The organism is Kitasatospora sp. NPDC096147, assembly GCF_044763225.1.
Lineage (GTDB): Bacteria > Actinomycetota > Actinomycetes > Streptomycetales > Streptomycetaceae > Kitasatospora.
Genome location: NZ_JBIWFX010000002.1, coordinates 431,575 through 455,997, shown reverse-complemented (window position 1 = coordinate 455,997; position 24,423 = coordinate 431,575). Strand labels below are relative to the sequence as shown.

Here is a 24,423-nt window from a genome sequence, read left to right as displayed (position 1 = left end):
GGATGACGCGGGTGGAGCGGGTGGTTCAGTGGTGTGCGGGGGTGGCCAGCGCGCGGAGATCGCCGAACCGGTCGGCCACCCAGGTGTCGTCGTAGACGGTGTTCAGGTAGCGCTCGCCGAGGTCCGGGCCGATGGCCACCACCGAGGCTCCGGAGGGGAGTTCGAGCCGCTTGCGGTCCACCGCCGCGAGCACCGAGCCGGTGGAGCCGCCCATCGCCAGTCCGCGCTCGGCGGCCAGTCGGCGGCACATCACCACGGCCTCGGCCTCCGGCACCATCACCACCTCGTCCACCCCCTCGGGGCGGAGGATCTCCGGGCGGCGGCTGGTGCCCAGTCCCGGGATGTGGCGGCGACCGGGCGGGGTCCCGAAGGTCACCGAGCCCTCGGTGTCCACCGCGATGATCCTGGTGTTCGGCGAGTGCACCCGGAACCACTCGACGCAGCCCATCAGGGTGCCGGTGGTGCCGGCTCCGACGAACAGCACGTCCACGTCGAGGAACTGCTTGCCGATCGCGGCGGCGGTGCGCTCGCGGTGGGCCGCCGGGTTGGCCGGGTTGGCGTACTGGTTCGGCCAGACCAGCTCCGGGTCCTCGGCCAGCCGCTCCTGGATGTGGTCGATCCGGGACTGCAGGAAGCCGCCGTTGGCGTCCCGGTTCTCCACCATCGCGACCCGGGCGCCGAAGGCCCGCATCAGGCCGATCGACTGGATCGAGGTGTTGGGGTCGATCACGCAGGTGAACTCGTAGCCCCGGGCCGCGCAGACCGAGGCCAGCGCGATCCCGAGGTTGCCGGAGGAGGACTCGATCACCCGGCCGCCGGGGCGTAACACCCCGCGTGCCTCGGCGTCCTCCAACAGGCCCACCGCGGCCTTGAGTTTGATCGATCCGGCCGGGTTCAGGCCCTCGATCTTCAGGGTCAGGTCGACGCCGGGGACGAAGCCGTTGAGGTCCAGGAAGAGGTCGTCGAGCACGATCTCGTAGGCATGCCGAAATATCATCACGGAACCTGTCGGTCAGTGGGATGGGGTACGGACAGGTACGGCAGGTACGCGGCCGGGGCGGCGGGGCGGACCGGCTCAGGCGCCGGTCATCCTGACGACCTGCCAGCTGTCCGCGACCGGCGCTCCGGCGGTGTCCAGCAGCAGCGCCGAGCGCTCCCGCACCGCCGCGGCCAGCTCCACCCCGGTCACCCCGGGGCGGTCGGTCAGGGCACCGGCCAGCGCCGCCAGCGCGGCCCGGACCCTGGGCGCCCGGCCACCGGCCGGGCGGCAGAGCAGCGCCCCGGCGGCGGCCGTACCGGCCAGCCGGGCGAACTCCGCCAGTTCACAGTCGTCGGGGAAGGCCAGCTGCCCGGTGTACCCGGACTCCCTGAGCCCCCTTGCCAGTTCGGCCGCCTTGTGGAACCTGGCGGCCACCACCACGGTGCGCAGCGCGGTCGGCACCGGGCCGACCGGGCCGACCGGACGGACCGGACGGCCGGGCTCGTCGGCGCCCAGCAGGTGGACCCCGAGCCGGTAGCCGTAGGCACTGCCGTCGGTCAGCACGCCGACCCCGGAGGTGCCGAGCGAGTCCAGGGCGGCCAGCAGGGCCTTGGCCTGGCCGGCCTCGTCCGGCGCCCAACTCAGCGCCAGTGACTGGCCGTCCGCTCCACCGCCGCCGCCGGCACCGCTGCCACTGCCCGCACCGGGCAGCAGACCGCCGACGGCGCCGAGGCCCTCGCCGGGCAGGGCCGTCACCGGCAGCAGACAGGGCAGCCCGGCCGCCCGGTACAGCGGCAGCGCGGCGGCGGCGCCCCGGCTGCCCAGGTGGCCGACCACGGCCCGGTAGCCGCCGCTCTCCACCACCTTGCGGGCCACCCGCCGGGCCCCGTCCAGGGCCGCCGACTCGTCGTGCAGCACCCACTCGATCGCCGGCCCGGTACCGCCCCGGGCCACCGCTCGCAGCGTCCGGCCCCAGGCGGCCCGGGGGCCGGTGGCCGGCAGCACCAGCGCGACCTTGGGGCCGGCCTTCGAGCCGGGGCCGCTGAGGCCGCTGAGGCCGGCCCGCACGGCATCCGCTCTCGCGAATTCCATCGGGACTATCCCCAGATCGCCGAGGAGCGGGCCACCCCGGCCGACTGCGCCGCAGCCGTCTGCACCGGAGCCGACTGCACCGCCGTGGCCGTCTGCACCGGAGCCGACTGCACCGCCGTGGCCGTCTGCACCGAGGCCAGCAGCACGGTGCTCAGCAGCAGACCGGTCAGCACCAGCAGACGGCCGGTGGCGGACCCGCCGCGGCGGCCGAACCTGCCGAGCCTGCCGAGCTTCTGACCAAGAACGGCACCCAGTCGGTCAGATCGTGGCATGGCAAAGCCTCCTCGTCGGACAACTCGCTAGGGGATCCGGCCTGTTCAGCGCCCTGCGCTCGCCGGTGGATCCATCGTCACCCGGGCACCACGACTTGGAACAGTAGCTACGGCTTTCCTGTACAGGCCACGACCGGTCGCGGACACTTGCTCGGGTGATCCAACAGAGCGCTCAGAAGGCGGCCACCCCGCCCCACCAGCGCCGGACCGCCGACCGGGACAGGCGGCCCACCGGCGCCGACCAGCCGTACGCCCCCCTCACCGAGGACTGCGGCACCCTGACGGCCGCGCTGGCCGAGGACAGCACGGCGCTGGCCGACGCCCGCGAGCTCTACCGCCGGGCACTGGCCGACCCCGAGTGGGATCCGTCCCCGGCCCGGGCCCGGCTCGGCTGGGACGACGACCGGTTCATCCGGGCCATCGAACTCCTCGACACCATGGGCCTGTTGACCCCCGCCGCGAGCACCCCCAGCGGCTGGACCACCCTCTCGCCGACCAGTGCGATCGGCCGGCTGCTCGCCGACGAGGAGCAGCGGGTGGCCACCCGGCTGGCCGAGGCAGCCGCCGCCCGGCACACCCTGGCTCGGCTGCTGACCGACTTCCACCCGCTCCACGTCAATCAACTGTCCGGCACTGCCACGGAGTTGGTCGTCGGCCCGGCCCGGGTGACCGCCATGCTGGAGGACGTCGTCCGGCGGGCCCGGACCGACTTCCTCACCCTGCACCCCGGCCCGCCGGTCCCCCGCGAGATGCTGGCAGCCGGGCTGGCCCGGGACAGGCTGCTGCTGGAACGCGGGGTGACGATCCGTTCGGTGCACCTCGGCTCCTCGGCCGCCACCCCGGGGCTGCACGGCTACCTCGCCGAACTCTCCGCCGCCGGGGCCCGGGTGCGCACCGCCCAGACCCTGCCGATGCGGATGATCCTGGTCGACGCCTCACTCGCGGTGCTGCCCGCACCCGCCGTCCCCGACGAACTGGCCGCCCTGGTGGTGCACGGTGAGCAACTCGTCGCGGTGTTCCGCCAGCTCTTCGAGCACTGCTGGTCACTCTCGGCCGATTTCGCCCCCGTGCACGCCGGCCCGGCCGCCGTCGACCCGGATCTCACCGAGCGCCACCACGAGATCCTCCGGATGCTCGCCTCCGGCCTCACCGACGAGGCGATGGCCCGCCGGCTGGCGGTCTCCGAACGCACCGTCCGCCGCCTGGTCGCCGAGATCACCCAGCGCCTCGGGGCCGACAGCCGCTTCCAGGCCGGGGTGATCGCCACCCGCCTCGGCTGGCTCGACTCCCACCCGCTCTGACCCGGTCCGGCCACGATCGCGGTCGGCCACCACGTAGTCGGGCAGCACGTGGTCGGGTAGCACGACGGCCAGGTGCTCGCGCAGCCGGGCCGGCTCGACGGTCTTCGGAATGGTCAGCCGGACGTCACCGCCGGCCACCGTCACCGAGGACGGGCTCCTGGTGATCCCCGCCGTGACGTCCCCGGTCTCCGCCGTCAGGCTGACCTTCGACGTCCCCGGGCTCTCAGCCACGATCCGCCCCGACCCGGTGCTCGCCTCGACCTCCCCGGTCAGTCGGGAGAGCTTCAGGCCCCCGGTGCTGGCGCTGACCTGGCGACCAACGCGGCCCACTGCTCGGCGGGCAGCCCCGGACCGCCCGCCGCCACCGCAGCATCGAGCCGCCGCCCGTACTCGGCCGAGCCCACGCCGGTGAGATCGGGCAGCACCGCCCCGTGCGACTCCCCGAACTCCGGCCGGTGGACCCAGTGGTGAGGGATGGCCTCGACCACCCCGCCGACCTCCGCCAACCATCCGGGGCCGGTGGCGGCGTGCGGTGATTCAGCCCCGAGGGACGGCGAACCAACAGATCTCGTCGGCGATCGGTAGTTCGTCGAGTTCGTGCAGTTCCGCGTCGATCCGGGCGAGGGCCGCCCGGTCGTCGAGCGGCCACGGGACGAACGGCGTTTCGCTCCCCAGGTCCAGTTCCCCGGGGCGGACTCCAGCCGCGAGCAGGTCGGCGACCAGACGGAGCGTCAGTTCGATGTCCTGCTCGCGCTCGGCGTCCAGCCCCAGCAGCCCCGTGGCGGAGCCGACCACGACGTGGAACCCGACGAGGTCCTCACGGGCGTAGGAGACCAGGTAGTCGAGTTCCTCGGCGTACTTGGACGGGTCTACCGCGATCATGGATTGCTACTCCTTGATGTGGATCCGCTTGACCTGCTCCAGGCCCGGAACATTGGTGAAGTCGATGGTCCGGTCGCCACCGCCACCGGAACTGCTGAAGTCCCGGTGCGTGATGTTGATCTTACGACCGCCCAGGAACCACGTCTCGATACTGCCCTTGTCGGCACCGGTCGTCTTGTCCTTGATCGGGGTGATCTGCCCCGGCCCGAGGAGGTCACGCAGTCCCTGGTGCACCCGGTCCAGTTCGTCCGCGGTGACCTCCCGCACCCGGGGGCTGCCCTCGCGCCCGAGGGGCGTGCCCTGGTCGTCCTTCAGGAGCTTGTTGACGGCCTCGTGCTGTTCCTCGGGGGTCAGCTCGTGCGGGGACAGGCCGAGCGCGTCCGTCCCGGAGTGCGGGTTGAGCACGTAGGTGTCGGGGTTCGGGTCCGGGACCAGCCCGAGTGGGTCGGGGCTGGTGTAGCGACCGGTCTCCGGGTCGTAGTACCGGTGGACGTTGTAGTGCAGTCGACTCTCGGGGTCGAAGTACTGGCCGGGGAACCGGAGCGGGGTGTACGTCGTACTGGTACCGGGCCAGCTGGTGTTGCCCCACAGGGTGGGGGTGGCACGCCAGGCGATGCTTCCGGTGGCGGGGTCCAGCAGTTCGGTGGGGGTACCGACCAGGTCGGTGACGATGGCGAAGAACCGCCGCTCAACCTCGACCTCGGACAGGTCCGGGGCGGGGCGGGGCGCGATGGCCTCGGTCTGGGCGATCGGTCGGAGGCCCCGGTGGTCCCAGCTGAGGGTGTGCGGGCCCGGCAGATAGGAGGCGTGGACGGTCTGCTCGGCGAGGGTCATGCCGTCCCAGACGAAGTCGGTCCGCTCGACGACGGACTCGCCGTCGTCACCGAGCTTCGCCTTGGCGATCCGGCGCCCGAGCGGGTCGTACAGATAGCGCCAACGGGTGCCGTCGGGGGTGACCAGCCCGTTGAGGCGCCCCTCGGCGTCCCAGGTGTAGTACCAGGTGTCGGGCTTCTTCGAGAGCCGCTGCTTCTGACGGAGTGTGACCTGCCCAGCCGCGTCGTACTCGTAGCGGAGCTTCCCGGCCGCAGTGAGCCGTCCGTCGGTGTAGCTGCGCTCGCCGGTCGCCGCTGCGGTGGCGGCGGTGGCCGGCCAGTCCGCGTGGGTCTGGTTGCCGGCCAGGTCGTAGGCGTAGGTCTCGGTCCAGGATTCCGCGCTGATCCGGGTGACCCGCCCGATGGCGTCGAGCTCGATCGCCCGCCGGCCGGCCAACCGGTCGTCCACCCCGACCAGCCGACCGTCCGCACGGTACGAGTAGCCGCGCTGTTGGAGCAGGTCGTCGCCGACCCGTACGGACTGCCCGACCAGACGGTGCAGATCGTCCCACGCGCTGGTCAGGGTCAGGCCGGCTCCGACGGTGCGTTCGTGCTCGCGCCCGGCGGCGTCGTAGTGGAAGCCGAGATCACCCGCGGGGGTGGTCAGCGTGACCGGCCGACCGGCCGGGTCGTAACTCCAGGCGCTGGTGTGCCCGGCAGGGGTGACCCGCCCGGTGCGACGGCCCAACTCGTCCCAGGAGTTGGTCAGCACCCGGCCGTTGACGGATTCGCCGACCAGCCGGCCGAGCACGTCGAAGGAGCGGAGCAGTTCGCAGTCGGGGGAGGACGCTGCCACGATCCGGCCGGCCACATCGTGGCGGAACGTGGTCGTGCTGCCGTTGGTCTCCCTGGCCGTCACACGGCCGAGTACGTCGTGCTGGAGCGTGGTGCGGCGCCCCTGCGGGCCGGTGAGGTGGACGAGCTGCCCAGCCGCGTCGAGGCCGTAACCGACGGTCCGTCGCTGGAAGTCGGTCTCGCCGATCAGCCGACCGGCCGGGTCGTACTCGTAGTGCCACGTACGTCCGAGCGGGTCGGTGACCGCCACCAGCTGCATGTGAGCGTCGTGGGTGAAGGTGACGCGCGCCCCGTCGGGGGTGGTACGGGCCGCGAGGGTCTCGAAGTGGGTGTACTCGTAACCGGTGACCTGGCCGAGCTGGTCGGTGTGGGTCAGACAGTTGCCCTCGCCGTCGTACGTCCACGTCTCGGTGTGCCCGTCCGGTGTGGTGCGGGACGCGGGCCGGCCCTCGGTGGTCCACCCCAACCGGGTGACCGCCCCGAGCGGGTCGGTGATCGTGCTGGTACGGCCGAAGGCGTCGTACGTGTACCCGGTCGTGGCACCCGTCGCGTCGGTGATCGACAGTGGCTGCCCGGCCGGATTGCAGACCACCCGGACGACACCGCCGAGCGCGTCGGTGACCGAGGCCAGGTGTCCCAGGACGTCGTGGGAGTAGCGGGTCACGGACCCCGCGGGGTCGGTGAGTGAGGTGCGGGACCAGGAGTCGTCGAACTCCTGCTGCCAGGTCGCCCCGTCCGCCTCGACCAGCAGGGTCGGCCGACCGTGCCGACCGGTGTACGCCGCGCTGCTGCGTGCTCCGTCCGGGCGGGTGACGGCGATGAGGTCGCCCGCGCCGTCGTACTCGTAGGTGGTGGTGCGGCCGAGCGGGTCGGTCTCCGTCAACAGGCGGTCGTACTCGTCGCGTTCGTGGGTGGTGGTGTGGCCGAGGGGGTCGGTGATGGTGGTGATCTGGGCGTGTTCGTTGACGGTGTAGGTGGTGGTGTGGCCCAGGGCGTTGGTCTCGGTGTGGGTCCTGAGGCCGGTGGCCGGGTCGGGGTCGCCGTAGGTGAAGGTGAAGCGGAGGGCGCCGGTGGTGCCGCCTTCGTCGGTGACGCGGTCGTGGGCGTCGTAGGTGTAGCGGTACTGCGAGTCGTTGCGGTCGGTCCAGGAGAGGACGCGGCCGGTGGCGTCGTTGGCGAAGCGCATGGGCTTGCCGGAGGAGTTGTAGACGGCGGTGAGGTGGCCGTGGGTGTAGGAGTAGCGCATCAGCAGGGCGTCGCCGCCGGTCTCGCCGGCGTCGGCGAGGCGGAGGGCGGTGATGCGGTCCTTGTCGGCGGTGACGAGGAGTCGGTAGCCGCCGGAGTGGGTGAGGGAGAGCGGGGTGCCGTCGGCGTCGTAGGCGAGGGTGTAGTGGCGGCCGTGACGGTCGCGGACCTCGGTGAGCAGGGCCTCGCTGCCGTCGGGGGTGGGGGTGAAGGTGCGGACCAGGCCGGTCGAGGGGTCGGTGACGGTGAACAGGCCGTCCACCAGCTCGAGTTCGTGGCGCGAGCCGGCCTCGGCGTGGACCGGGTCGCCCGGCTCGGGGTGGGGGTAGGACTGGGTGATCCGGTCGGCGCGAACGTGGACGACACCGTGCTCGTCGATCTCCAGTCGCTCGTCGAAGGTGCAGATCCAGCGCGGGCCCATCCAACGCCCGGTCAGCAGACCGGATTCGAAGCTGCGGGTGAACTCCAGCGGGAGCGACCCGGGGAGGGAGGCGTCGACCTGGTCGATGTACATCCGGCCGGTGGCCATGTCGACGGGCTCGCCGCCGCCGCAGCGGGTGTCCTGCGGGCGGCCTTCGGTGCGCGGGCTCTTGACCTGTTCGCGGCCCTTGCCCTTGGGGTGGGAGCCACCGCGCGGGCCCCCGCCACCGCCACGGCCGGGCTTGGCGGGGGTGTTCCGGTCGTTGGCGCCGAACTTCTTGAGGTCGTCGAGGATCTTCTGCTCGTTGGCCCGGTGGTTGCGGCTGGTCATGTCCAGGCCGCGGCCGATGTCCTTGAGGTGCTTGGTCAGCGCCTTCTGGCCCTGCTCCATCGAGTCCATCAGCTTGCTGATGCCCTGTTCGGCCGCCGCCGCCAGACCGCCCTTGCCCTTGGTCCGGCCGAAGGCGGAGCGGGCCCGGCCGTGGTGGCGCTTGTGGGAGTCCTCCAGGTTCCGGGAGTGGCGGTCGAACCGCTTGGCCAGGTCGTCGATCGAATCCGGGTCGTGCTTGAACTCGCCGCTCATGCCGCGTTCCCCCCGCTGCCCGCCGCGTCCTCCAGCAGGTTGATCACCAGGCTGCCGGCCATGCTGCCGAGCGCCTCGATCACCGCCCCGGTCGCCATTTCCATCAGCTGGTCGATGATCATCTGTTCGGCTTCCTTGAGCAGCCGTTTCACGATCACCCTGGTCACCTGCGTCGCGCCCAGTGCACCGACCTCGGAGAGCCCGAAGGTGAACGGCGCAGCCGCCTGAGCTGCGATCACTTCGGCTGCCATGATGCCGAGTTGGACGATCGCGGCGATCTTCGCACCCTCGATCACCACCGCCACGCCGTCCAGGCAGAACGCCACCACCCTGCCGCCTTCGGCAAGTTGATGCAGGTGCGTGCCCGAGACCTTGCCCCAGTGCGCCTCGAAGGCCTGCACCGCGAGCCCGGCGTTCGCCCCGAGCATCTCCTGCACGGCCCCGTGCGCATCGGCCACGCCGGAGTCGATCTCCGAGGCGAACTCCCTCAAGGAGTCGGCCATTTCACGGTAGTCGTCCTCGTCCACGTTCGGCCAGTTCACGCCGATCAGGTCGAGGACCCACGCCAGTTCGTCGGGCAGCACAACGCCCATGCCACTTCCCCCCGTTGCATGACAACTTCGGCAGGCTAGCGGAGAGCGGCCGACACCGGAACCGCCGTCCGGACCCCGACCCCGACAAGGGGTCGATTTCAGCTGGTGCACCAACGGGTCCGCGCCCGCGTCGAGCACGTCCTCGCGATCTACCGGGTCCACCAGCATGCGGCAGGGGCCCGGCGGGACGGCGCCGCCCAGAAGGAGCCGCCGGGCAGCGTGGGTGACGAGCCGGCGGACCATGGGTTGGGCCGGTCACGCGGCGGCTTCACCACCAAGATTCATCCAGCGTGCGAGCAGCGGCAGGAGCCGTTGCCCCTGATCGTCACAGCCGGTCAGCGTGGCGACTCACGGGAGTTCGAGGCGGTGCTCGAAACGATAGGTGCGCCCCGTCCCGGCCCGAGCCGGCCTCGCACCCGGCCTCTTCGGTTGCAGGGTGACAACGCGTATTCGTCCAAGGTCAACCGCGCCTGTCTGCGCAGACGCGGCATCCGGTGCCCGATTCCGGAGCCGGCGGACCAGATCCGCAGGCGACGGGGTGCGAGCGGCGGGCGTCCGCCTGCCTTCGACTGTGAGGACTACAAGCGCCGCCACACCGTCGAGTGCGGCATCAACCGGTTGAAGCAGCACCGGGCGGTGCCCCCCAGTGCGACAAGCTCGCGGTCCGTTGCGAGGTGGCCGTCCTCGTCGCCGCGATCAACCAGTGGCTGCGAGACCCGACGTGTCGGGCTCGCGTGCCATGCTGACCGCGGGCCCGGAGCCGGCGTCACAGAATGGGAGAGTCTGGTGGCCGCTGACTACTGCAGCGCCGACAGTGAGACCGGCGACCACATCGACGACCCGTCCGAGGACGCCATCTTCATGCTGGTCGACGACCTCAACGACACCGACAACACCTTCATCGTCATCCAGCCCGACGAGGACGATCCCGCGTGGTTCGCCTCCGTCGCGGTGCGGGACGAAGGCGGCTTCGAGGTCGTCCTGAGAGACAGCCAACGCCGCGAGCACGAGGTCGTCGTCGAGGAAAGCATCGACCGCATCGCCAAGGGACTGACCATGTGGATGGCGGGCCGCAACCGCTCCGGCGGCCCGACCAGACAGTTCCACGACATCTAGAACACGGACTTGGCGGTGGCTTGGCGCTGCTGTCCCCGCACTGTCCCCACAGAGGGACATATCGGGCGCATTACGGGGCCGGCAGCGGGCACAGAAGGGGTGTCAGAAATGAAAAGACCCAGGTCAGTTGGGACACGACCTGGGTCTTCGAGGGGTGGGCCGCCAGGGGTTCGAACCCTGAACCTACGGATTAAAAGTCCGCAGCTCTGCCAATTGAGCTAGCGGCCCGCCGGACCGCGCCACCGTGGTGCCTGGGCGCTGCCACGGTGATCCTACCCGGTGATCCCTCGGCGGCCACCACCCCTTTGCCCCGGGCGGTTCGCCCGGCGCGCGGAGGCGGCGGACCGTCAGCGGGCGGGCGGACCCCGGCTGCGGACGGCACCGGATCAGGCTGCGGCAACCAGGTGGGCGGCGCGGACCCGGCGCAGCCACGCCTCGGCCGGCGCCTCGTCGGGCGCCTCGGGCAGCACACCGGGGCGGGCGAAGCGCTGCTCCGCGTCGGCGAGCAGCGGGAGGGCCGACTCGGCGTGGTCGGCCAACCGCTCGGCCTCGGCACGGACCGCGTCCGGGTCGGGCAGCCGGATCTCCAGGTGACCGGTCTCGTGCAGGGTGACGCCTTGGCGGACCAGCCGGATCAGGTGCCGGGCGTGCTTCGCCGCCCGGGCCCGGCCGGCCACGTCGGACGGGTCACGGGTGGTCAGCTTCCGGAACTGCTGGGTGGCGTAGCCGAGGTAGGAGTTGCGGACCGCCCGGGTGGAGAGGAAGGAGGTGCGGATCGCGATCAGCTCCTCGCCGAGCGGGGAGCGCACCTCGTAGAGCTCCTCGGGCAGCCAGACCAGCTCGGAGGCGGTCGGATTGCCGCCGAGCGCGAGGCGGCACCATTTGGCGGCCTCGTGCAGGGTGCGGTCGGGCGCGGTGGTGACGTGGGACTCGGCCGGGCGGTGCAGGCCGTGGAACTCCTCGGTGGGTGCGGCGAACAGGCCGAGCCGGTCGAGGTCCGAGCCGGCGTGGGCCAGGCCGTAGGCGGTGGAACCGACGATGCCGGAGAGCAGGACGTTCACGGGCAGTCGCCTCCTCGGCGGGTACGCGGGCCGCTGACCCGTCCAGTCTGATGACCCGTCCAGTCTGACGGCGGGACTCCCGGCCGGTCGAACGGTTATCCGGTGCCGCCCCGTCCCACGGCCGACTGCCGCGACCCGCCCGGGCCCGGCTCCGCCGCACCGCCGATCCACCCGCCGATACTGACCCCATGGCGCACCCCGACCCCTCGCCCGCACCGCTCCCCAAGCTCCGCGCCTGGTGGGCGCACCGGCAGTGGCTGGACGGCGCGCACCCCGGTGCCACCCCGGCCGAGGTGCTGACCGCCACCGGCTGGGCCCGGTCGGTCGGCGGCGCGGCCCCGTACCTGGGACTGTTCGCCCGGGCCGGGCTGGGCCGGGAGGCGGTGGACGCGGCGGTGGCGGCCCTGGAGGTGCACGAGCTGCCCGCCGCCCGGGGGTGCACCTACCTCCTGCCGGCCGGCGACTACGCGCTCGGCCTGGCGGTCGGCGCAGGCGCCCCCGAGGGGGAGCTGGCGGCGGCCGGGAAGCACCTGGGCGTGACCAGGGACGAGATCGAGAAGCTCTGCCTCGCGATCACCCAACTCCTCTCCCAGCAGGGCCCGTCGGAGCCCTCGGCGATCCGGGCCGGGGTCGGCGGAGCCTCCCGGAGCCTGGGTGAGGCGGGCCGCCGGCGCGGCCAGTCCACCACCCTGCCGCTCGCCCTCGGCCTGCTCCAGGCCCGCGGCCTGATCCGCCGGGTGCCGCTCAACGGCCGTCTGGACCAGCAGCGTTACGCCTACGCCGGGTGGGACCAACCGGTGGTCGGCTCCGCCGCTGAGCTGGCCGCCCGGTACTTCTCCTGGGCCGCCCCGGCCTCGGTGCAGCACTTCCGCTGGTTCTCCGGCTTCACCGCCGCCACCGCCAAGGCCGCACTCGGCCCGCTCGACCTCGTCCAATTGCCCGGCACCGATCTCCTGATGCCGGCCGAACTCATCGACGAGTACCACGAGTTCGTCCCACCCACTGCCTCCCACCCGACCCTGCTGGCGGGCATCGACGGCATCCACCTGCTGCACCGCGACCTCCCCCGCCTGCTCGACCCGACCGACGCCGCCCGTCCCTCCCCGATTGTCAAGGGGGGCCGCAGCTTCGGCTCCGAGGCCGACCCGCAGACCCACGTCATCCTCGACCGCGGCCGGATCACCGGCATCTGGGAGTACGACACCGAGCAGGAGCGGATCGTCCACCAGCTCTTCGTCCCTGACGACGAGCCGCTGCGCGGGGCCATCGACCGCACCGAACGCTTCATCCGCGAACAGCTCGGCGACGCCCGGGGGTTCAGCCTGGACTCACCGAAGAGCCGGGCCCCGAAGATCGCCGCCATCCGAGCGGCGTCGGCGACCGGGCCCGGCCCCGCACCCGGCTGACGCCACGCCGCGCCACACCGCGCACGCGCCCCCGTGCCCCGCGCCCCCGCACCCACGCCACCGGACCGGCACCGTACCGGTTCGCACCCGTCCGCTACGGTCGCCCCATGAGCGACGACAACGTCATCCTGATCACCGGCGCCGGGCGCGGCATCGGCGCCGCCACCGCCCTGCTGGCCGCCGAACGCGGCTACCGGGTCTGCGTCAACTACCGCTCCGACGAGGCCGCCGCCACCACCGTGGTCGAGCGGATCACCGAGGCCGGCGGCACCGCACTGGCCGTCCGGGCCGACGTCACCCGGAGCAGCGAAGTGGAGCGGCTGTTCAGCACCGTGGACCGTGAACTCGGCCCGCTCGCCGCCCTGGTGAACAACGCCGGCACCCTGGAGCGGCAGTGCCGCCTGGAGGACCTGGACGAGGAGCGGCTGGCCCGGATCTGGACCGCCAACATCACCGGCCCCTTCCTCTGCGCCGGCGCCGCCGTCCGCCGGATGTCCACCCGGCACGGCGGCAAGGGCGGAGCCATCGTCAACGTCTCCTCCGCCGCCTCCCGGATCGGCTCCCCCAACGAGTATGTCGACTACGCCGCCTCCAAGGGCGCCCTGGACACCATGACCACCGGCCTCTCCCTCGAGGTCGCCGCCGAGGGCATCCGGGTCAACGCCGTCCGCCCCGGGCTGATCCACACCGACATCCACGCCCTCGGCGGCGAGCCCGGCCGGGTCGACCGGGTCGGCCCCAAGCTCCCGATGGGCCGGGGCGGCCACCCCGAGGAGGTCGCCGAGACCATCCTCTACCTGCTCTCCCCGGCCGCCTCGTACGTCACCGGCGCCTTCCTCGACGTGGCCGGCGGTCGTTGACCCGCCGACTCGGCCGCACACCTGACACCGCCTCACCCCCCACCCGGATAGCGCCGCTACCAGGTGCCACCCGCCCGCTACCGTACGACTCATGACCGCTCGTGAGTTCGACGCCGCACCGCCCACCCTCACCGTCTCCGACGTCCTGAACTTCCGGGACGCAGGCGTCGCCGGCCTGCGCCCGGGGGTCCTCTACCGCTCGGCCTCCCTCAACACCCTCACACCCGAGGGTGCCCACCGGCTGGAGCAGTTGGGCATCCGCACCGTCATCGACCTGCGCACCGCCTCCGAGCGCGCCATCCGGCCCGACCTGCACCACCACCTCGAACTGGAGGACCTCCACCATCCCCTCCTCCCGGACCAGGGCGCCGAGTTCAGCTGGCCCAGGACCATGGAGGGCACCTACCAGGCCATGGCCGAACTCGGCGGCGCCTCCCTCGCCGCCACCGTCCGCCGCCTCGCCGCCGACGACGGCCTCCCCACCCTGATCCACTGCGCCGTCGGCAAGGACCGCACCGGCCTCACCATCGCCGTCCTCCAGTCCCTGGCCGGCGTCCCCGAAGCCGACATCCTCGACGACTTCATCCGCTCCAACCCCCACCTCGGCCTCGACACCGACGAGCCCGTCTACTACTACGACGAACACGGCAACCGCCACCGCTCCCACCCCGTCACCCCCGCCCTCCTCCACCTCGCCCTCACCCACCTCCGCACCAGCCACGGCTCCCTCCACGGCTACCTCCGCCACCACGGCGTCACCCCGGCAGAACTGTCGGCGGTCAGTGCGAACCTTCGTCCGTGAACCAACTCCAACTCCTGGACACCCTGGCCGACCTGCGACAGGACCGGTCCTGCGGCGAGCCCGCCCCGCACAAGCCGCTGCTCCTGCTCACCCTGTTCGGACGGCTCCAGAGCACCCGGACCAGCCGGGTCGACTACGCGGAGGTCCGTGGACCGCTCTCCGCACTGATCACCGAGGTGATCGGCGACGGTGCCGAGGTCGAGCCCTCCACCGTGGCCGGGCGCGCCAAGCGTCCGCTCAAGCACCTGGAGAGCACGCTCTGGGATGACCGGGGCAGCCACGGCGTGCTCCGCCCCGAGGTGGAGCGCCTGCTGCTCGACCCGGAGAACCTCGACGACGCCGTCGCCCTGGTGCTGCGCCGGTACCTGCCCGAGGAGTCCTGGCAGCACGTCCTCGAGGCGACCGGGCTGGGGACGGGGTCCCCGTTCGAGCGCGCGCTCCAGGAACTCTCCCCCCGGTACCGGACCTCGACCACCACCGAGCGCGTCCGGGAGACGGCGTTCCGCTCCGGCGTGCTGCTCGCCTACGCCCACACCTGCGCGATGTGCGGCTACTGGGGACTGATCGCGGAGAAGCCGGTCGGGATCGAGGCCGCGCACGTGCGCTCCCACGCGGAGCAGGGGCCGGACACCGTGGACAACGGCCTGGCCCTCTGCTCCCTCCACCACACCCTCTTCGACCGCGGCGTACTCGGGCTGACCCCCGCCCGGACCGTGCTGGTCTCACCGGACTACAGCGCCCGGGGTGACCTCGGTCGGGCCGTCGAGGCACTGCGCGGCGCGGCACTCGCCGTCCCCCGGGCGTCGTACCCGCCGGTCGCCGAGCCGTTCATCCGCTGGCACACCGAGCACGTCTTCCGCGGCTGACGGACGGCAGGCACCCGATCCGCCGCCCGGACGTTGGTCATGGTGTACCCCACCGACAGAAGGTCCGAGGAGACGAGCGACATGGCGACGTACCCCAGCAGCACGGCGAGCACGGCGATCGCGGCGGCTGGCCTGATCGGCGGCTACGGGGCCGCCCGGTGGAGCGGGCGGCGGGAGTTGGGCGGAGCGGTGCTGGCGGTGGCCGGGGCGGCTGCGGCGGTGGGGTGGAAGCGGCAGGCCGGGGCGGGGGTGGCGGCCGGGCTGACGGGGCTGTACGTGGCGGCGTTCGGGGGCTCGCACCCGTTGGCGAAGCGGATCGGGGCCTGGCCGGCGGTGTTCGCGGTGACCGGGGTGGTGGCCACCGCCTCGGCCGTGGCCGGGGTGGTGACCACCGAGCGGTGAGCCGCCCGTGACGGGGCGTCAGGCGGAGGGGGTCAGGCGGAGGGGGTCAGGCGGAGCGCGCCCGGCGGACGGGGTCAGGCGGAGGGCCGGGCTCCGAAGCGGGCCTCGAAGGCTGCGCGGTTGGCGGAGACGGGGGTGCGGTCCCAGACGGCGAAGACCACCCGGGTGAAGGGGGCGCCGTGGGTGGCGAGGGCCTGGTCGAAGGCGTCGGCCACCTCGGCCGGGTCGTTGCGGAAGACGCCGCAGCCCCAGGCGCCGAGCACCAACTCCCGTACGCCGTGCGCCGCCGCGACCCCGAGCACCCGCCCGGCCCGCTCCACCAGCTCCGCCCGCACGTCCACCGCCGCTCCGCCGGCTCGCAGCGCGAGCTGCCCGGCGTTGGGGGCGGGGGAGGTGAGGAAGGAGACCGTGTAGGGGTCGGCCCGGAGGTCGCCGCGCGCGTCGCGGATCACCGGCACCTCGGGCGACCAGATCACCCGGTGGCTGTAGCGCAGGTCGGTGGAGGCGCGGTGCGCCTCGTAGTAGTCGGGGGCGGCCAGCAGGCAGTGGTAGAGCAGGGCGGCGCGGCAGAGGTCCTCCTCCTGGGCCCGGGCTCCGCGCAGGTAGCCGCCGCCGGGGTTGCGCGCCGAGGCGAAGTTGAGCACCGCCACCGGGCCGGGGCCGCCGGAGCTGCCGGACCGACCGGGGACCGAGAGCCGCTCGGCCGCGGCCATGCTGCCTTCGGCGGTCACCTCCACCACTCCGCTGAACGGGCCCGTCGGGGCCGGCCGGTGGTCCGGCCCGTACGAGACCGTGCCGGCCCGCGCGGCGGCCAGCACCGCCCCGATCTCCACCGGCTCCGCCGACCCGGCCGGCCGGTACTCACCCCGCTCGACGATCTCCTCGTTCACGACGGCGACTTGGTGCATTCGGCTACTCATACCGATCGACGCTAGGGGACGCCCGGGCGGCCGTCACCCGATTAAGGGAGACCGGCGGACCGACCGGCAGGAAACGCGGACGGGCCCGCCCCACCGAAGTGGAACGGGCCCGTCCGGGCGCCACCGGGCGCCGGAGCTACGGAGTGTCAGCTCTTCCAACGCGGCTTGCGGTCGCCGCCGTTGAAGCTGCCCGAGCGGTCGTCACGGTTGAAGCCACCGGAGCGCGGAGCGCGGTCCCGGTCGCCACCGAAGGAACGGCCGCCACGGTCGTCACGGTTGAAGCCACCCTGCGGACGGCCACCGGAGCGGTGGTCGTCGCGGCGGGCGAACGGACGGCTGCCGCCGCCCCGGCTGTCACGGTCGCCACCGAAGGACGGACGGTCGCCACCGAAGGAACGGCCGCCACGGTCATCGCGGTTGAAGCCACCCGAGCGGTTGTCGCGGTCGCCACCGAAGGAGCGGCCGCCACGGTCGTCACGGTCACGGTTGAAGCCACCGGAGCGGTTGTCCCGGTTGAAACCACCCGAACGGTCATCGCGGTTGAAGCCACCGGAGCGGTTGTCCCGGTTGAAACCACCGGAGCGGTCATCGCGGTTGAAGCCACCGGAGCGCGGGGCGCGGTCGCGGTCGCCACCGAAGGAGCGGCCACCACGGTCGTCACGGTCACGGTTGAAGCCACCGGAGCGGTTGTCCCGGTTGAAACCACCGGAGCGGTCATCGCGGTTGAAGCCACCGGAGCGCGGAGCGCGGTCCCGGTCGCCACCGAAGGAACGGCCACCACGGTCGTCACGGTCACGGTCCCGGTTGAAACCGCCGGAGCGGCTGTCCCGGTCGCCGTAGGACGGGCGCTCGGAGCGCGCCTCGCGGTAGGACGGCGCGCGCTCGGCCTCGACGGCCGGAGCGGCGTCGGCCTCGACGGCCGTGCCCTCGGCGGTCTCGCCGGCCTCGGCGTCGGCCTCGACCACCGGCTCGTCCTCGATGCCCAGCTCGGCCCGCTCCCGCGCGGCACGGGCGGTCAGCCGGTCGGCCTCCTCGCGCAGCTCGGTGGCGCGGCGCTGCGCGCGCTCCAGCTGACGGGTCATCTCGGCGACCTCGCGCTCGGCGGCACCGGCGATGCCGGAGGCCGACTCGGCCTGCACCTCGACCAGCGAGCGGGCACCGGTGATCTTGGCGACCTCGGCGTCGAAGGCGTGGTCCAGGATGTGGCGCGAGGCGTCCACGCCCGCGTCCTCCATCAGGCGGAAGACGCCGCGGCGCTGGTGCGGCAGCACCAGGGTGACGACGGCACCGGAGCGGCCGGCCCGGGCGGTGCGGCCGGAGCGGTGCAGGTAGTCCTTGTGGTCACCGGCCGGGTCGACGTTCAGCACCAGGTCGATGCCGTCGACGTGGATGCCACGGGCGGCGACGTCGGTCGCGACGACCACGTTGACGTAGCCGTCCTTGAAGTCGCCGAGCACCCGGGTACGGGCGCCCTGGGTCATCCCGCCGTGCAGCGCGTCGGCCTTCACGCCGGCCTCGATCAGCTGCTCGGCGACCCGGTCGGCACCCATCTGGGTGCGGACGAAGATGATGGTGCGGCCCTTGCGGGCGGCGATCGCGTTGGTGATCGGCGCCTTGTCCTTGGGCTTCACCACGAGGATGTGGTGGGTCATGGTGGTGACCGCACCGGCCGACGGGTCGACCTCGTGGGTGACCGGGTTCTTCAGGTAGCGCTTGACCAGGGTGTCGATCTCGTTCTCCAGGGTGGCGGAGAACAGCAGGCGCTGGCCGCCGGTCGGCACCTGGTCGAGGATCTCGGTGACCTCGGGCAGGAAGCCCATGTCGGCCATCTGGTCGGCCTCGTCGAGCACCACGGTCTCGACCTCGGCCAGCTTGGCGCTGCCCCGGTTGATCAGGTCGCGCAGACGGCCGGGGGTGGCGACCAGGATGTCGACGCCGCGCTCCAGCGCGTAGATCTGGTTCGACATCGAGGTACCGCCGCAGACGACCTTGAGCTTGAGGCCGAGCACCGAGCCGAACGGCTCCAGCGCGTCGGCGACCTGCATGGCCAGCTCGCGGGTCGGCACCAGGATCAGGCCGCGCGGGTGCTTGGGCTTGGTGCGCTCGCCGCCCGCCAGGCGGGTCAGCAGCGGCAGGCCGAAGCTCAGGGTCTTGCCGGAGCCGGTGCGGCCACGGCCGAGGACGTCCTTGCCGGCCAGCGCGTCCGGGATGGTGGCGGCCTGGATCGGGAACGGGGTGGTGACGCCGCGCTTGGCCAGCGCCCGGACCACGTCGTCGTGCAGGCCCAGGTCGCCGAAGGTGATGGTGGGCTCGGCGGCCTCGGGGGTCTCGACGTCGCCCTCGATGGCGGCGTCGGTGGTGTCGATGGAGTCGGTGGCCTCGACCTCGGTCTCGAGGGAGGCGGTGTCGGCGGCGGCGGAACCGTTCGCGGGCATGCTGAAGCGGTCGTCGTCAACGAGAGACATGCAAAACCTTCCGGAAGTGGCACGCGCCAAAGTCCGGGGTTCTGTTCACAACCGCCTCTATGCGGTCAGCCACGGATCGCCGGAACGCGCCAAGGGCGCCAGATGGAAATAGGGCGCCAATCAAATGGATCAAACTAACGATCTACCACCATACGGGAACCTCCGGATCAAAGGCAAACGTGCTGGCCAGGCCGGTATCAGCCAGCCGGACTGGCGCTCGGGGCAGTGGTTCCGGGGTCGGTGGGTGTGGGTTCGGCGGTGGGCGAGGCGCTGGGGGTGTGCTCGTGGGTCGGCGACGGGCTCGGCGAGGGGGCGGCGGGGGTGGGCGAGGGGCTCGGCTGGGCGTGCTCCCCGCCGCCGGCGGTCCGGGAGGCCGAGGGCGAGGCGGCCGGAGCCCCGGGGCTCACCGGGACGCTCTCCACCGGTACCGGCACCGGCGCGCTCTGGCCGACGGCCGCCGCCTCCGCGCCCGGCGTGGCCCCGGGGCTCACGACTCCGGACTGCGCCGGGGCGCTCGCGCCGCCGACGTGCTCCACCCGCTGCCCGCCCACGGCCTTCCCCGAAGGGTGCGACCCGACGGCGCCCTTCGCGGGCGTCCCCCCGGTCTGGCCCACCGGACGGCCCGTCACCTGGGCGTCCGAGGAGGCCGACCCGCCGACCGACATGCAGCCGGTCATCCCCACCCCGGCCAGCGCCAGCACCGCCCCGGCCCGGACCGCCCGCACCACCCGCGTCCCCCGGCCCGCCATCTGACCCGCCGTCACCTGGGCACCTCCCCTGCTCGGCGGCACACGCCGACGCGGCACCCACCGCGCCCGGTCCACCTGCGGTGACCAACGCGCTCCGGTCGGCCAGGACACGGGCGTTCCCCGAACGCCCCGCCAGGGCCCCGGCATCCGACCGACCGTCAGAACACCCGTGCGCAACCGGAGCTGCGCCCGGGGCTCGCGCGAACATCCGTACGCCCCCGGTGCGCGCTGCCGCCGACCACCGCGCGCTGCCCCGAGCCGCCCCGAGCGGCCTGGAGCCACCCGGAGCCGCCCCTCACCGACCTCGAAGCCACCACGGATCGTCCCGGGTCGGCACCCCGGCCCCTCGGACGGCTCAGAGCGCCTGCGCCAGCCCCGCCCCGGCCCAGACCGCCGCCAGTCCGGCCACCAGCGTGCCGAGCACATTCAGCAGCGCCGCCCCTCGCCACGGCCCGGCCTCGGCCAGCCGCAGCGTCTCCCAGGAGAAGGTCGAGTAGGTGGTCAGCGCCCCGCACAGCCCGGTGCCCAGCAGCAGCTGCCCCCGGCTGCCGCAGGCCCCGGCCACCAGGCCGAGCAGCAGCGAGCCGGCCACGTTCACCGCGAAGGTGCCCCAGGGCAGCTCCGCCCCGTACCGCGCCTTCAGCCCACGGTCCGTCAGGTACCGCAGCGGGGCCCCGACCAGCGCGCCCGCCGCCACCAGCAGCCAGTTCACGAGGACCTCCTCCCGCCGGCCAGCCGCCGGGTCACCCCGGCCGCCGCCCACACCGCCCCCAACGCACCCAGCACGGTGGCGGCGGCGTACGCCGCCGCGAGCGGCAGCCGGCCGCCGTCGGCCAACCGGTGCACGTCCAGCGCGTAGGCCGAGAAGGTGGTGAAGCCGCCGAGCACCCCGGTGCCCAGGAACGGCCGGACCAGCCGGTGCCGCTGCCGCACCTCGGTGACCAGCACCATCAGCACGCCCATCGCCGCGCATCCGGTCACGTTGATCCCCAGCGTGCCCCAGGGGAAGGCCCCCGCCGCCACCGGCCGGCACAACCCGGCCCCGTACCGGGCCAGCGCCCCGAGCACCCCGCCGAGGGCGACCACCAGCACGACCGGGCCCTCGCCCCGCCGCCACTCCCGTCGCTCCACCCTCTCCCGCACCACCCCAGTCAAGCACCACCGTCCCCGGCCGCCGCCGGAACCACCGACGCGGATGATCTGGCACACCGTCACCCCACGCCCGACAATGGTCCGGTGGACATGACCCGGGACGAGTTCGAGACGCTGGTCGCCGACGCCCTCGACCAGATCCCGCCGCAGCTCGCGGCGATGATGGACAACGTCGCGGTGTTCGTCGAGGACGAGCCCGACCCCTCCGACCCCGACCTGCTCGGCCTCTACGAGGGCACCCCGCTGACCGAACGCGGCGAGTGGTACGCCGGAGTGCTGCCCGACCGGATCATCGTCTACATGGGGCCGACCCTCCGGATGTGCGGGACGCACGAGGAGATCGTGGCCGAGGTCCGCACCACCGTGATCCACGAGATCGCCCACCACTTCGGCTTCGACGACCACGAGCTGCACGAACTCGGCTGGTCCTGACCCTGCGACCGCCCCCGCGACCCGCCCACCCCCGCCCGAAACCGTTTTGGCGTTCCCGACCGGCATCCCATATGCTTCTCACGTCCCCGACCGGTGCGAGTCACCCGGGCGGGCCGCAAGCCCTCATCGTCTAGTGGCCCAGGACGTCGCCCTTTCAAGGCGGTAGCACGGGTTCGAATCCCGTTGGGGGCACGCAGTACCCGTAGTACAGTCAGTGCAGCAAGACCGGACATCAGTCCGACCAGGTCCTGTGGAGCAGTTGGTTAGCTCGCCACCCTGTCAAGGTGGAGGTCGCGGGTTCAAGTCCCGTCAGGATCGCTCGTCCCGTAAGGGACGGTGCAGTACGGCCAGGTAGCTCAGTTGGTACGAGCGTCCGCCTGAAAAGCGGAAGGTCGCCGGTTCGACCCCGGCCCTGGCCACAGTCGAGAGCCCCGCAGCGCGAGCTGCGGGGCTCTTCTGTTTCCCTCTGCGCGCCGGAGCGGCCCGGGGCCGCGAAGGGCCCCGGGCCGGGAAGGTGCTGAGGGTGGGTCAGAGGTCCTTGCGGCGGTAGAAGCCATACTCGGTCCCCATGGTGGCCACCCGCGAGACGGTGCCGGAGCGGCTGGCGTTCTCGATGGCTATGTACTTGGTGTGGGACTCGTCCACCCAGCCGCCGAAGAGGATGGTGTGGCCGTTGTTGATCAGGGCGTCGCCCGGCTTGAGGTCGTTCTTGGAGATCCGCTCCGAGACGCTCGGGTCCATCAGGGCGGTGGTGTTGAGCCCGCCGTAGCCGCCGGGGGGCAGGCCCCAGGCGGCGCTGACGAAGCCGGAGCAGTCGACCCGGTACTGGTCGGTGATGGCGCCCTGGCTGTAGCCGAGCTTCATGTCGACGCGCTTCATGGCCCGTTCGAGGATGTCGTGGCGCTCGTCGGAGAGGCCGTCCATCGGGGGGCGGACCAGGGCGCCCTTGCCCTCGCCGTTGCGCGGGTGCTGGCCGTAGGAGTCCTTGCCCCGGGCCCAGTCCTCCCAGCTGTTGCCGTTGATGTAGCGGACGTTCTTGTCGCCGGTGGTGTGGTCCTTGTACTTGCTGTGGTCACCGTTGCCGTCCGGGCGGGTGCTGCCGCCACCGCCTCCGCCGCCGGTGTCCCCGCCACTGCCGCCACCACTGCCACTGCCGCTGCCGTGGCCGCCGCTGCCACTACCGCTGCTGCCGCCACTGCCGCTGCCCTTGTCCCCGACGCCGTCGATCCCGGTGGAGGGGGGCTGCTTCTTCTCCTTGTCCTTCATCTCGTCGTGCACCTTCCGCTCCGCTTCGGTGTACTCCTTGATGACCGACTTGATCTTCTCGGCGTCCTGGGCGATGCCCTGGCTGAGCTTCTCCTTGGTCTCCATCAGGTGCCGCGCCCGCGTCTCCACCTCCTTCGCGTCGCTCAGCACGTCGTAGGCGATGGCGAAGCCGGCTATGCCCGCGAGCGGGCTGACCGACAGGTCGACGGCGACCGCCTTGGCCAGGGTGGACTGGATCTTCCCGAGCTTCGCCTGGAGCTCGGCCATCTTCCGACTGGCCTCCTGCCAGTCCTGCTGGATCCTGCCGAGCTCCTGCAACTGGACGCCGAACTGCTCACCGGCCATGGTCCCCGTACCCCTTGTCGTCCTGGTGAATGCGCTGTCGGAGCGTTCCGGGCCCTACGGGCACCGGCCGCACAGGCTCAGAAGCTGGCGAGCCGCTTGACCGACTGGCTCAGCCCGTCGAGTTCGTCGGCGACCCCGGAGATCTCCCGGACCCGGCCCTGGGCGTGGTTGACGAAGGCGTCGGCCGCCGGTCCGTGCCAGGTCAGCTGCCCGAGGGCGGAATTGATGTCCTGGCCGAGCTTGTCGAACTCCTTGCCCAGCTCGGCCAGTTCGGCGGCGATCTGGTTCAGCTCGTCCTCACCGCCGCCGAACATCTCGCCGAGCGCCCAGCGGGCGATCTCGGCCGGGGCCATGATGATGTCCTTGACCAGCTTGGCGCCCGAAGTCACCAGACCGACGGCGTCGTCCCATGCCGCGCTGAAGAAGTTCAAAGCTGCTCCCCCGGAACCTCGGATCGAAAAGAAAAGGATGACAATCCGTCAAAAGGCTATCGGACCACCCCGACGGGGCGGACCCCGCCAGGACGACCCACCGGGACCGCCCACCGGCCCGGCACAGCTACAACGAGCGGACCCCGCCGGCCAGCACGGCGACCGCCTCCAGCGCCAGCCGGCCGTCCGGGCCGGCCTGCTCGCCGGCCAGCCGGTCGTACTCCCGCTTGAGCCCGGCCACCCGCTGGGCCGGCAGTCCGGTCACCACCAGGCCGATGTTGGCCACCCCGCCGGCCGGACCGGCCCACCAGTCCTCCGGGTCCACCCGGTAGGTCCAGGACAGCTCCCGGCCGGCCGGCTCCGCCCAGCCCGCCTCGGCGAGCAGCCCGGCCAGCCCGTCCGGCGTGCGCTCGAAGGCCACCGGCACCGGCGGGAAGACGGGGCGCTCCACCTCTCCGGCGTCCAGCACCCGGCCGAAGAGGTCCATCGCCCGGTTCCCCTCCGCGTGCCAGAGCGTGACGGCCACCCGCCCGCCGGGGCGCACCACCCGGCGCAGCTCGGCCAGCGCAGCCACCGGGTCGGCCACGTGGTTGACCACGAAGTTGGCCACCACGGCATCGAACTCACCTTCACCGAAGGGGAGTTCCGGAAGCCTGGCGAGCGAGACGGGCACCCCGGGCAGTCGCTCGGCGGCGGTCTTCACCATCTGCGGTTCGGCGTCCACCGCCGTCACCCGGGCGCCCAGCGCCAGGGCGGCCGCCGCCACGTTGCCGGTGCCGGTGCCCACGTCCAGCAGCCGCACCCCGGGGCCGGCCCCGGCCGCCTCCAGCAGCGCGGGCACCGCCCCGGCGCAGAGCCCGGCAAAGCCCCGCGCGTACGCGTCGGCGACCCCGGCACCGCCCCACATCCGCCGCTCGTGCACGTCGAATTCCTGCACGTCATCCCCTCGTCCCGGTTCGCCACCGCTCGGTTCATCACCGCTCGGATCCTCACCGCTCAGGACGCCGCCCAGGCCCGTTCGGCTCCACCTGGACCGGCGGCACCACGGCGGACGGAGATCGCGCCGGGCGGTCTGTGACACTGGAGGGGCTCGAAAACCGAGGTGCGTCCGCCCGC

At 72.7% G+C, this 24,423-nt stretch carries 24 protein-coding genes and 4 tRNA genes; 12 read left to right on the top strand and 16 right to left on the bottom strand.

Going from position 1 to position 24,423, the window contains the following annotated elements; genetic code table 11:
• Positions 1–25 precede the first annotated feature (25 nt).
• The 3 genes from sbnA to ACIRBX_RS07560 all read right to left on the bottom strand — a co-directional run bounded on the left by sbnA (position 26) and on the right by ACIRBX_RS07560 (position 2,343).
• Positions 26–997, bottom strand: a complete 972-nt coding sequence (sbnA, locus tag ACIRBX_RS07570; RefSeq protein WP_402294371.1) for a 2,3-diaminopropionate biosynthesis protein SbnA — start codon at positions 995–997, stop codon at positions 26–28.
• A gap of 78 nt (positions 998–1,075) precedes the next feature.
• The gene (locus ACIRBX_RS07565; RefSeq protein WP_402294370.1) at positions 1,076–2,071 is read right to left on the bottom strand and encodes an ABC transporter substrate-binding protein; all 996 of its coding nucleotides are present in this window, start codon (positions 2,069–2,071) and stop codon (positions 1,076–1,078) included.
• A 5-nt stretch (positions 2,072–2,076) separates the two neighbouring features.
• Positions 2,077–2,343: a hypothetical protein gene (locus ACIRBX_RS07560; protein WP_402294369.1), complete on the bottom strand. Its 267-nt coding sequence runs from the start codon at positions 2,341–2,343 to the stop codon at positions 2,077–2,079.
• A 155-nt stretch (positions 2,344–2,498) separates the two neighbouring features.
• Between ACIRBX_RS07560 and ACIRBX_RS07555 the strand changes: the two genes are divergently transcribed.
• Entirely contained in the window at positions 2,499–3,644 is a 1,146-nt protein-coding gene (locus ACIRBX_RS07555) for a LuxR C-terminal-related transcriptional regulator (protein ID WP_402294367.1), read from the top strand.
• A 284-nt stretch (positions 3,645–3,928) separates the two neighbouring features.
• Here ACIRBX_RS07555 and ACIRBX_RS07550 read toward each other — a convergent pair whose 3' ends face one another.
• From ACIRBX_RS07550 to ACIRBX_RS07535, 4 genes are read right to left on the bottom strand one after another with little or no spacing between them, the layout of a single operon-like run.
• Positions 3,929–4,132, bottom strand: coding sequence for a hypothetical protein (locus ACIRBX_RS07550; RefSeq protein WP_402294365.1), 204 nt, complete (start codon positions 4,130–4,132; stop codon positions 3,929–3,931).
• A 49-nt stretch (positions 4,133–4,181) separates the two neighbouring features.
• On the bottom strand, positions 4,182–4,526 hold the full coding sequence (locus tag ACIRBX_RS07545; protein WP_402294363.1) for a hypothetical protein: 345 nt from the start codon (positions 4,524–4,526) through the stop codon (positions 4,182–4,184).
• Positions 4,527–4,532: 6 nt separating this feature from the next.
• On the bottom strand, positions 4,533–8,441 hold the full coding sequence (locus tag ACIRBX_RS07540) for a DUF6531 domain-containing protein (protein WP_402294362.1): 3,909 nt from the start codon (positions 8,439–8,441) through the stop codon (positions 4,533–4,535).
• The gene (locus ACIRBX_RS07535; protein ID WP_402294360.1) at positions 8,438–9,034 is read right to left on the bottom strand and encodes a hypothetical protein; all 597 of its coding nucleotides are present in this window, start codon (positions 9,032–9,034) and stop codon (positions 8,438–8,440) included. Before ACIRBX_RS07535 ends, ACIRBX_RS07540 begins: the two co-directional genes overlap by 4 nt.
• Before the next feature lie 786 nt (positions 9,035–9,820).
• Here ACIRBX_RS07535 and ACIRBX_RS07530 point away from each other — a divergent pair.
• On the top strand, positions 9,821–10,150 hold the full coding sequence (locus tag ACIRBX_RS07530) for a hypothetical protein (protein WP_402294358.1): 330 nt from the start codon (positions 9,821–9,823) through the stop codon (positions 10,148–10,150).
• Positions 10,151–10,305: 155 nt separating this feature from the next.
• Here ACIRBX_RS07530 and ACIRBX_RS07525 read toward each other — a convergent pair.
• Both ACIRBX_RS07525 and ACIRBX_RS07520 read right to left on the bottom strand, forming a co-directional pair.
• A tRNA-Lys gene (locus tag ACIRBX_RS07525) sits at positions 10,306–10,378 on the bottom strand.
• 158 nt (positions 10,379–10,536) lie between these two features.
• On the bottom strand, positions 10,537–11,211 hold the full coding sequence (locus ACIRBX_RS07520) for a DNA polymerase beta superfamily protein (RefSeq protein ID WP_402294357.1): 675 nt from the start codon (positions 11,209–11,211) through the stop codon (positions 10,537–10,539).
• 188 nt (positions 11,212–11,399) lie between these two features.
• Between ACIRBX_RS07520 and ACIRBX_RS07515 the strand changes: the two genes are divergently transcribed.
• The 5 genes from ACIRBX_RS07515 (at position 11,400) to ACIRBX_RS07495 (ending at position 15,547) form a co-directional block, all read left to right on the top strand.
• A complete protein-coding gene (locus ACIRBX_RS07515) occupies positions 11,400–12,617 on the top strand; it encodes a DNA glycosylase AlkZ-like family protein (protein WP_402294355.1) in 1,218 nt (405 codons plus the stop codon).
• 107 nt (positions 12,618–12,724) lie between these two features.
• The gene (locus ACIRBX_RS07510; RefSeq protein WP_402294353.1) at positions 12,725–13,477 is read left to right on the top strand and encodes an SDR family oxidoreductase; all 753 of its coding nucleotides are present in this window, start codon (positions 12,725–12,727) and stop codon (positions 13,475–13,477) included.
• A gap of 91 nt (positions 13,478–13,568) precedes the next feature.
• Positions 13,569–14,279: a tyrosine-protein phosphatase gene (locus tag ACIRBX_RS07505; RefSeq protein WP_402294351.1), complete on the top strand. Its 711-nt coding sequence runs from the start codon at positions 13,569–13,571 to the stop codon at positions 14,277–14,279.
• Positions 14,276–15,145: an HNH endonuclease gene (locus ACIRBX_RS07500; protein WP_402294349.1), complete on the top strand. Its 870-nt coding sequence runs from the start codon at positions 14,276–14,278 to the stop codon at positions 15,143–15,145. Before ACIRBX_RS07505 ends, ACIRBX_RS07500 begins: the two co-directional genes overlap by 4 nt.
• A gap of 81 nt (positions 15,146–15,226) precedes the next feature.
• Complete coding sequence (locus ACIRBX_RS07495) at positions 15,227–15,547, top strand: hypothetical protein (protein WP_402294347.1); 321 nt, start codon at positions 15,227–15,229, stop codon at positions 15,545–15,547.
• 74 nt (positions 15,548–15,621) lie between these two features.
• Here the strand turns inward: ACIRBX_RS07495 and ACIRBX_RS07490 are convergent, their stop codons facing one another.
• Both ACIRBX_RS07490 and ACIRBX_RS07485 read right to left on the bottom strand, forming a co-directional pair.
• Positions 15,622–16,467 (bottom strand): TIGR02452 family protein, encoded by an 846-nt coding sequence (locus tag ACIRBX_RS07490; RefSeq protein ID WP_402294345.1) that lies wholly within the window; start codon positions 16,465–16,467, stop codon positions 15,622–15,624.
• 146 nt (positions 16,468–16,613) lie between these two features.
• Positions 16,614–18,932, bottom strand: coding sequence for a DEAD/DEAH box helicase (locus tag ACIRBX_RS07485; protein WP_402294343.1), 2,319 nt, complete (start codon positions 18,930–18,932; stop codon positions 16,614–16,616).
• Between the two features lie 246 nt (positions 18,933–19,178).
• Here ACIRBX_RS07485 and ACIRBX_RS07480 point away from each other — a divergent pair, with 246 nt between their 5' ends.
• Positions 19,179–19,685: a hypothetical protein gene (locus tag ACIRBX_RS07480; protein ID WP_402294341.1), complete on the top strand. Its 507-nt coding sequence runs from the start codon at positions 19,179–19,181 to the stop codon at positions 19,683–19,685.
• A 351-nt stretch (positions 19,686–20,036) separates the two neighbouring features.
• On the opposite strand, the gene crcB (ACIRBX_RS07475) is transcribed toward ACIRBX_RS07480, so the two are convergent.
• Together crcB (ACIRBX_RS07475) and crcB (ACIRBX_RS07470) are read right to left on the bottom strand one after the other, a co-directional pair.
• The gene (gene crcB, locus ACIRBX_RS07475) at positions 20,037–20,393 is read right to left on the bottom strand and encodes a fluoride efflux transporter CrcB (protein WP_402294340.1); all 357 of its coding nucleotides are present in this window, start codon (positions 20,391–20,393) and stop codon (positions 20,037–20,039) included.
• Positions 20,390–20,824 carry a fluoride efflux transporter CrcB gene (gene crcB, locus ACIRBX_RS07470; protein WP_402294338.1) on the bottom strand — a complete coding sequence of 145 codons (435 nt, stop codon included), beginning with the start codon at positions 20,822–20,824 and terminating at the stop codon, positions 20,390–20,392. Before crcB (ACIRBX_RS07470) ends, crcB (ACIRBX_RS07475) begins: the two co-directional genes overlap by 4 nt.
• 99 nt (positions 20,825–20,923) lie before the next feature.
• On the opposite strand from crcB (ACIRBX_RS07470), the gene ACIRBX_RS07465 reads away from it, so the two are divergent.
• From ACIRBX_RS07465 to ACIRBX_RS07450, 4 genes are all read left to right on the top strand, one after another.
• Positions 20,924–21,265 carry a metallopeptidase family protein gene (locus ACIRBX_RS07465; protein WP_402295260.1) on the top strand — a complete coding sequence of 114 codons (342 nt, stop codon included), beginning with the start codon at positions 20,924–20,926 and terminating at the stop codon, positions 21,263–21,265.
• Positions 21,266–21,384: 119 nt separating this feature from the next.
• Positions 21,385–21,457, top strand: a tRNA-Glu gene (locus ACIRBX_RS07460).
• A gap of 52 nt (positions 21,458–21,509) precedes the next feature.
• A tRNA-Asp gene (locus tag ACIRBX_RS07455) sits at positions 21,510–21,583 on the top strand.
• 27 nt (positions 21,584–21,610) lie between these two features.
• A tRNA-Phe gene (locus ACIRBX_RS07450) sits at positions 21,611–21,684 on the top strand.
• A 109-nt stretch (positions 21,685–21,793) separates the two neighbouring features.
• On the opposite strand, the gene ACIRBX_RS07445 is transcribed toward ACIRBX_RS07450, so the two are convergent.
• From ACIRBX_RS07445 to ACIRBX_RS07435, 3 genes are all read right to left on the bottom strand, one after another.
• On the bottom strand, positions 21,794–22,876 hold the full coding sequence (locus ACIRBX_RS07445) for a hypothetical protein (protein ID WP_402294336.1): 1,083 nt from the start codon (positions 22,874–22,876) through the stop codon (positions 21,794–21,796).
• Between the two features lie 77 nt (positions 22,877–22,953).
• Entirely contained in the window at positions 22,954–23,307 is a 354-nt protein-coding gene (locus tag ACIRBX_RS07440; RefSeq protein WP_402294334.1) for a WXG100 family type VII secretion target, read from the bottom strand.
• A gap of 127 nt (positions 23,308–23,434) precedes the next feature.
• Positions 23,435–24,244: a class I SAM-dependent methyltransferase gene (locus tag ACIRBX_RS07435; RefSeq protein ID WP_402294332.1), complete on the bottom strand. Its 810-nt coding sequence runs from the start codon at positions 24,242–24,244 to the stop codon at positions 23,435–23,437.
• Between the last annotated feature and the right edge of the window lie 179 nt (positions 24,245–24,423).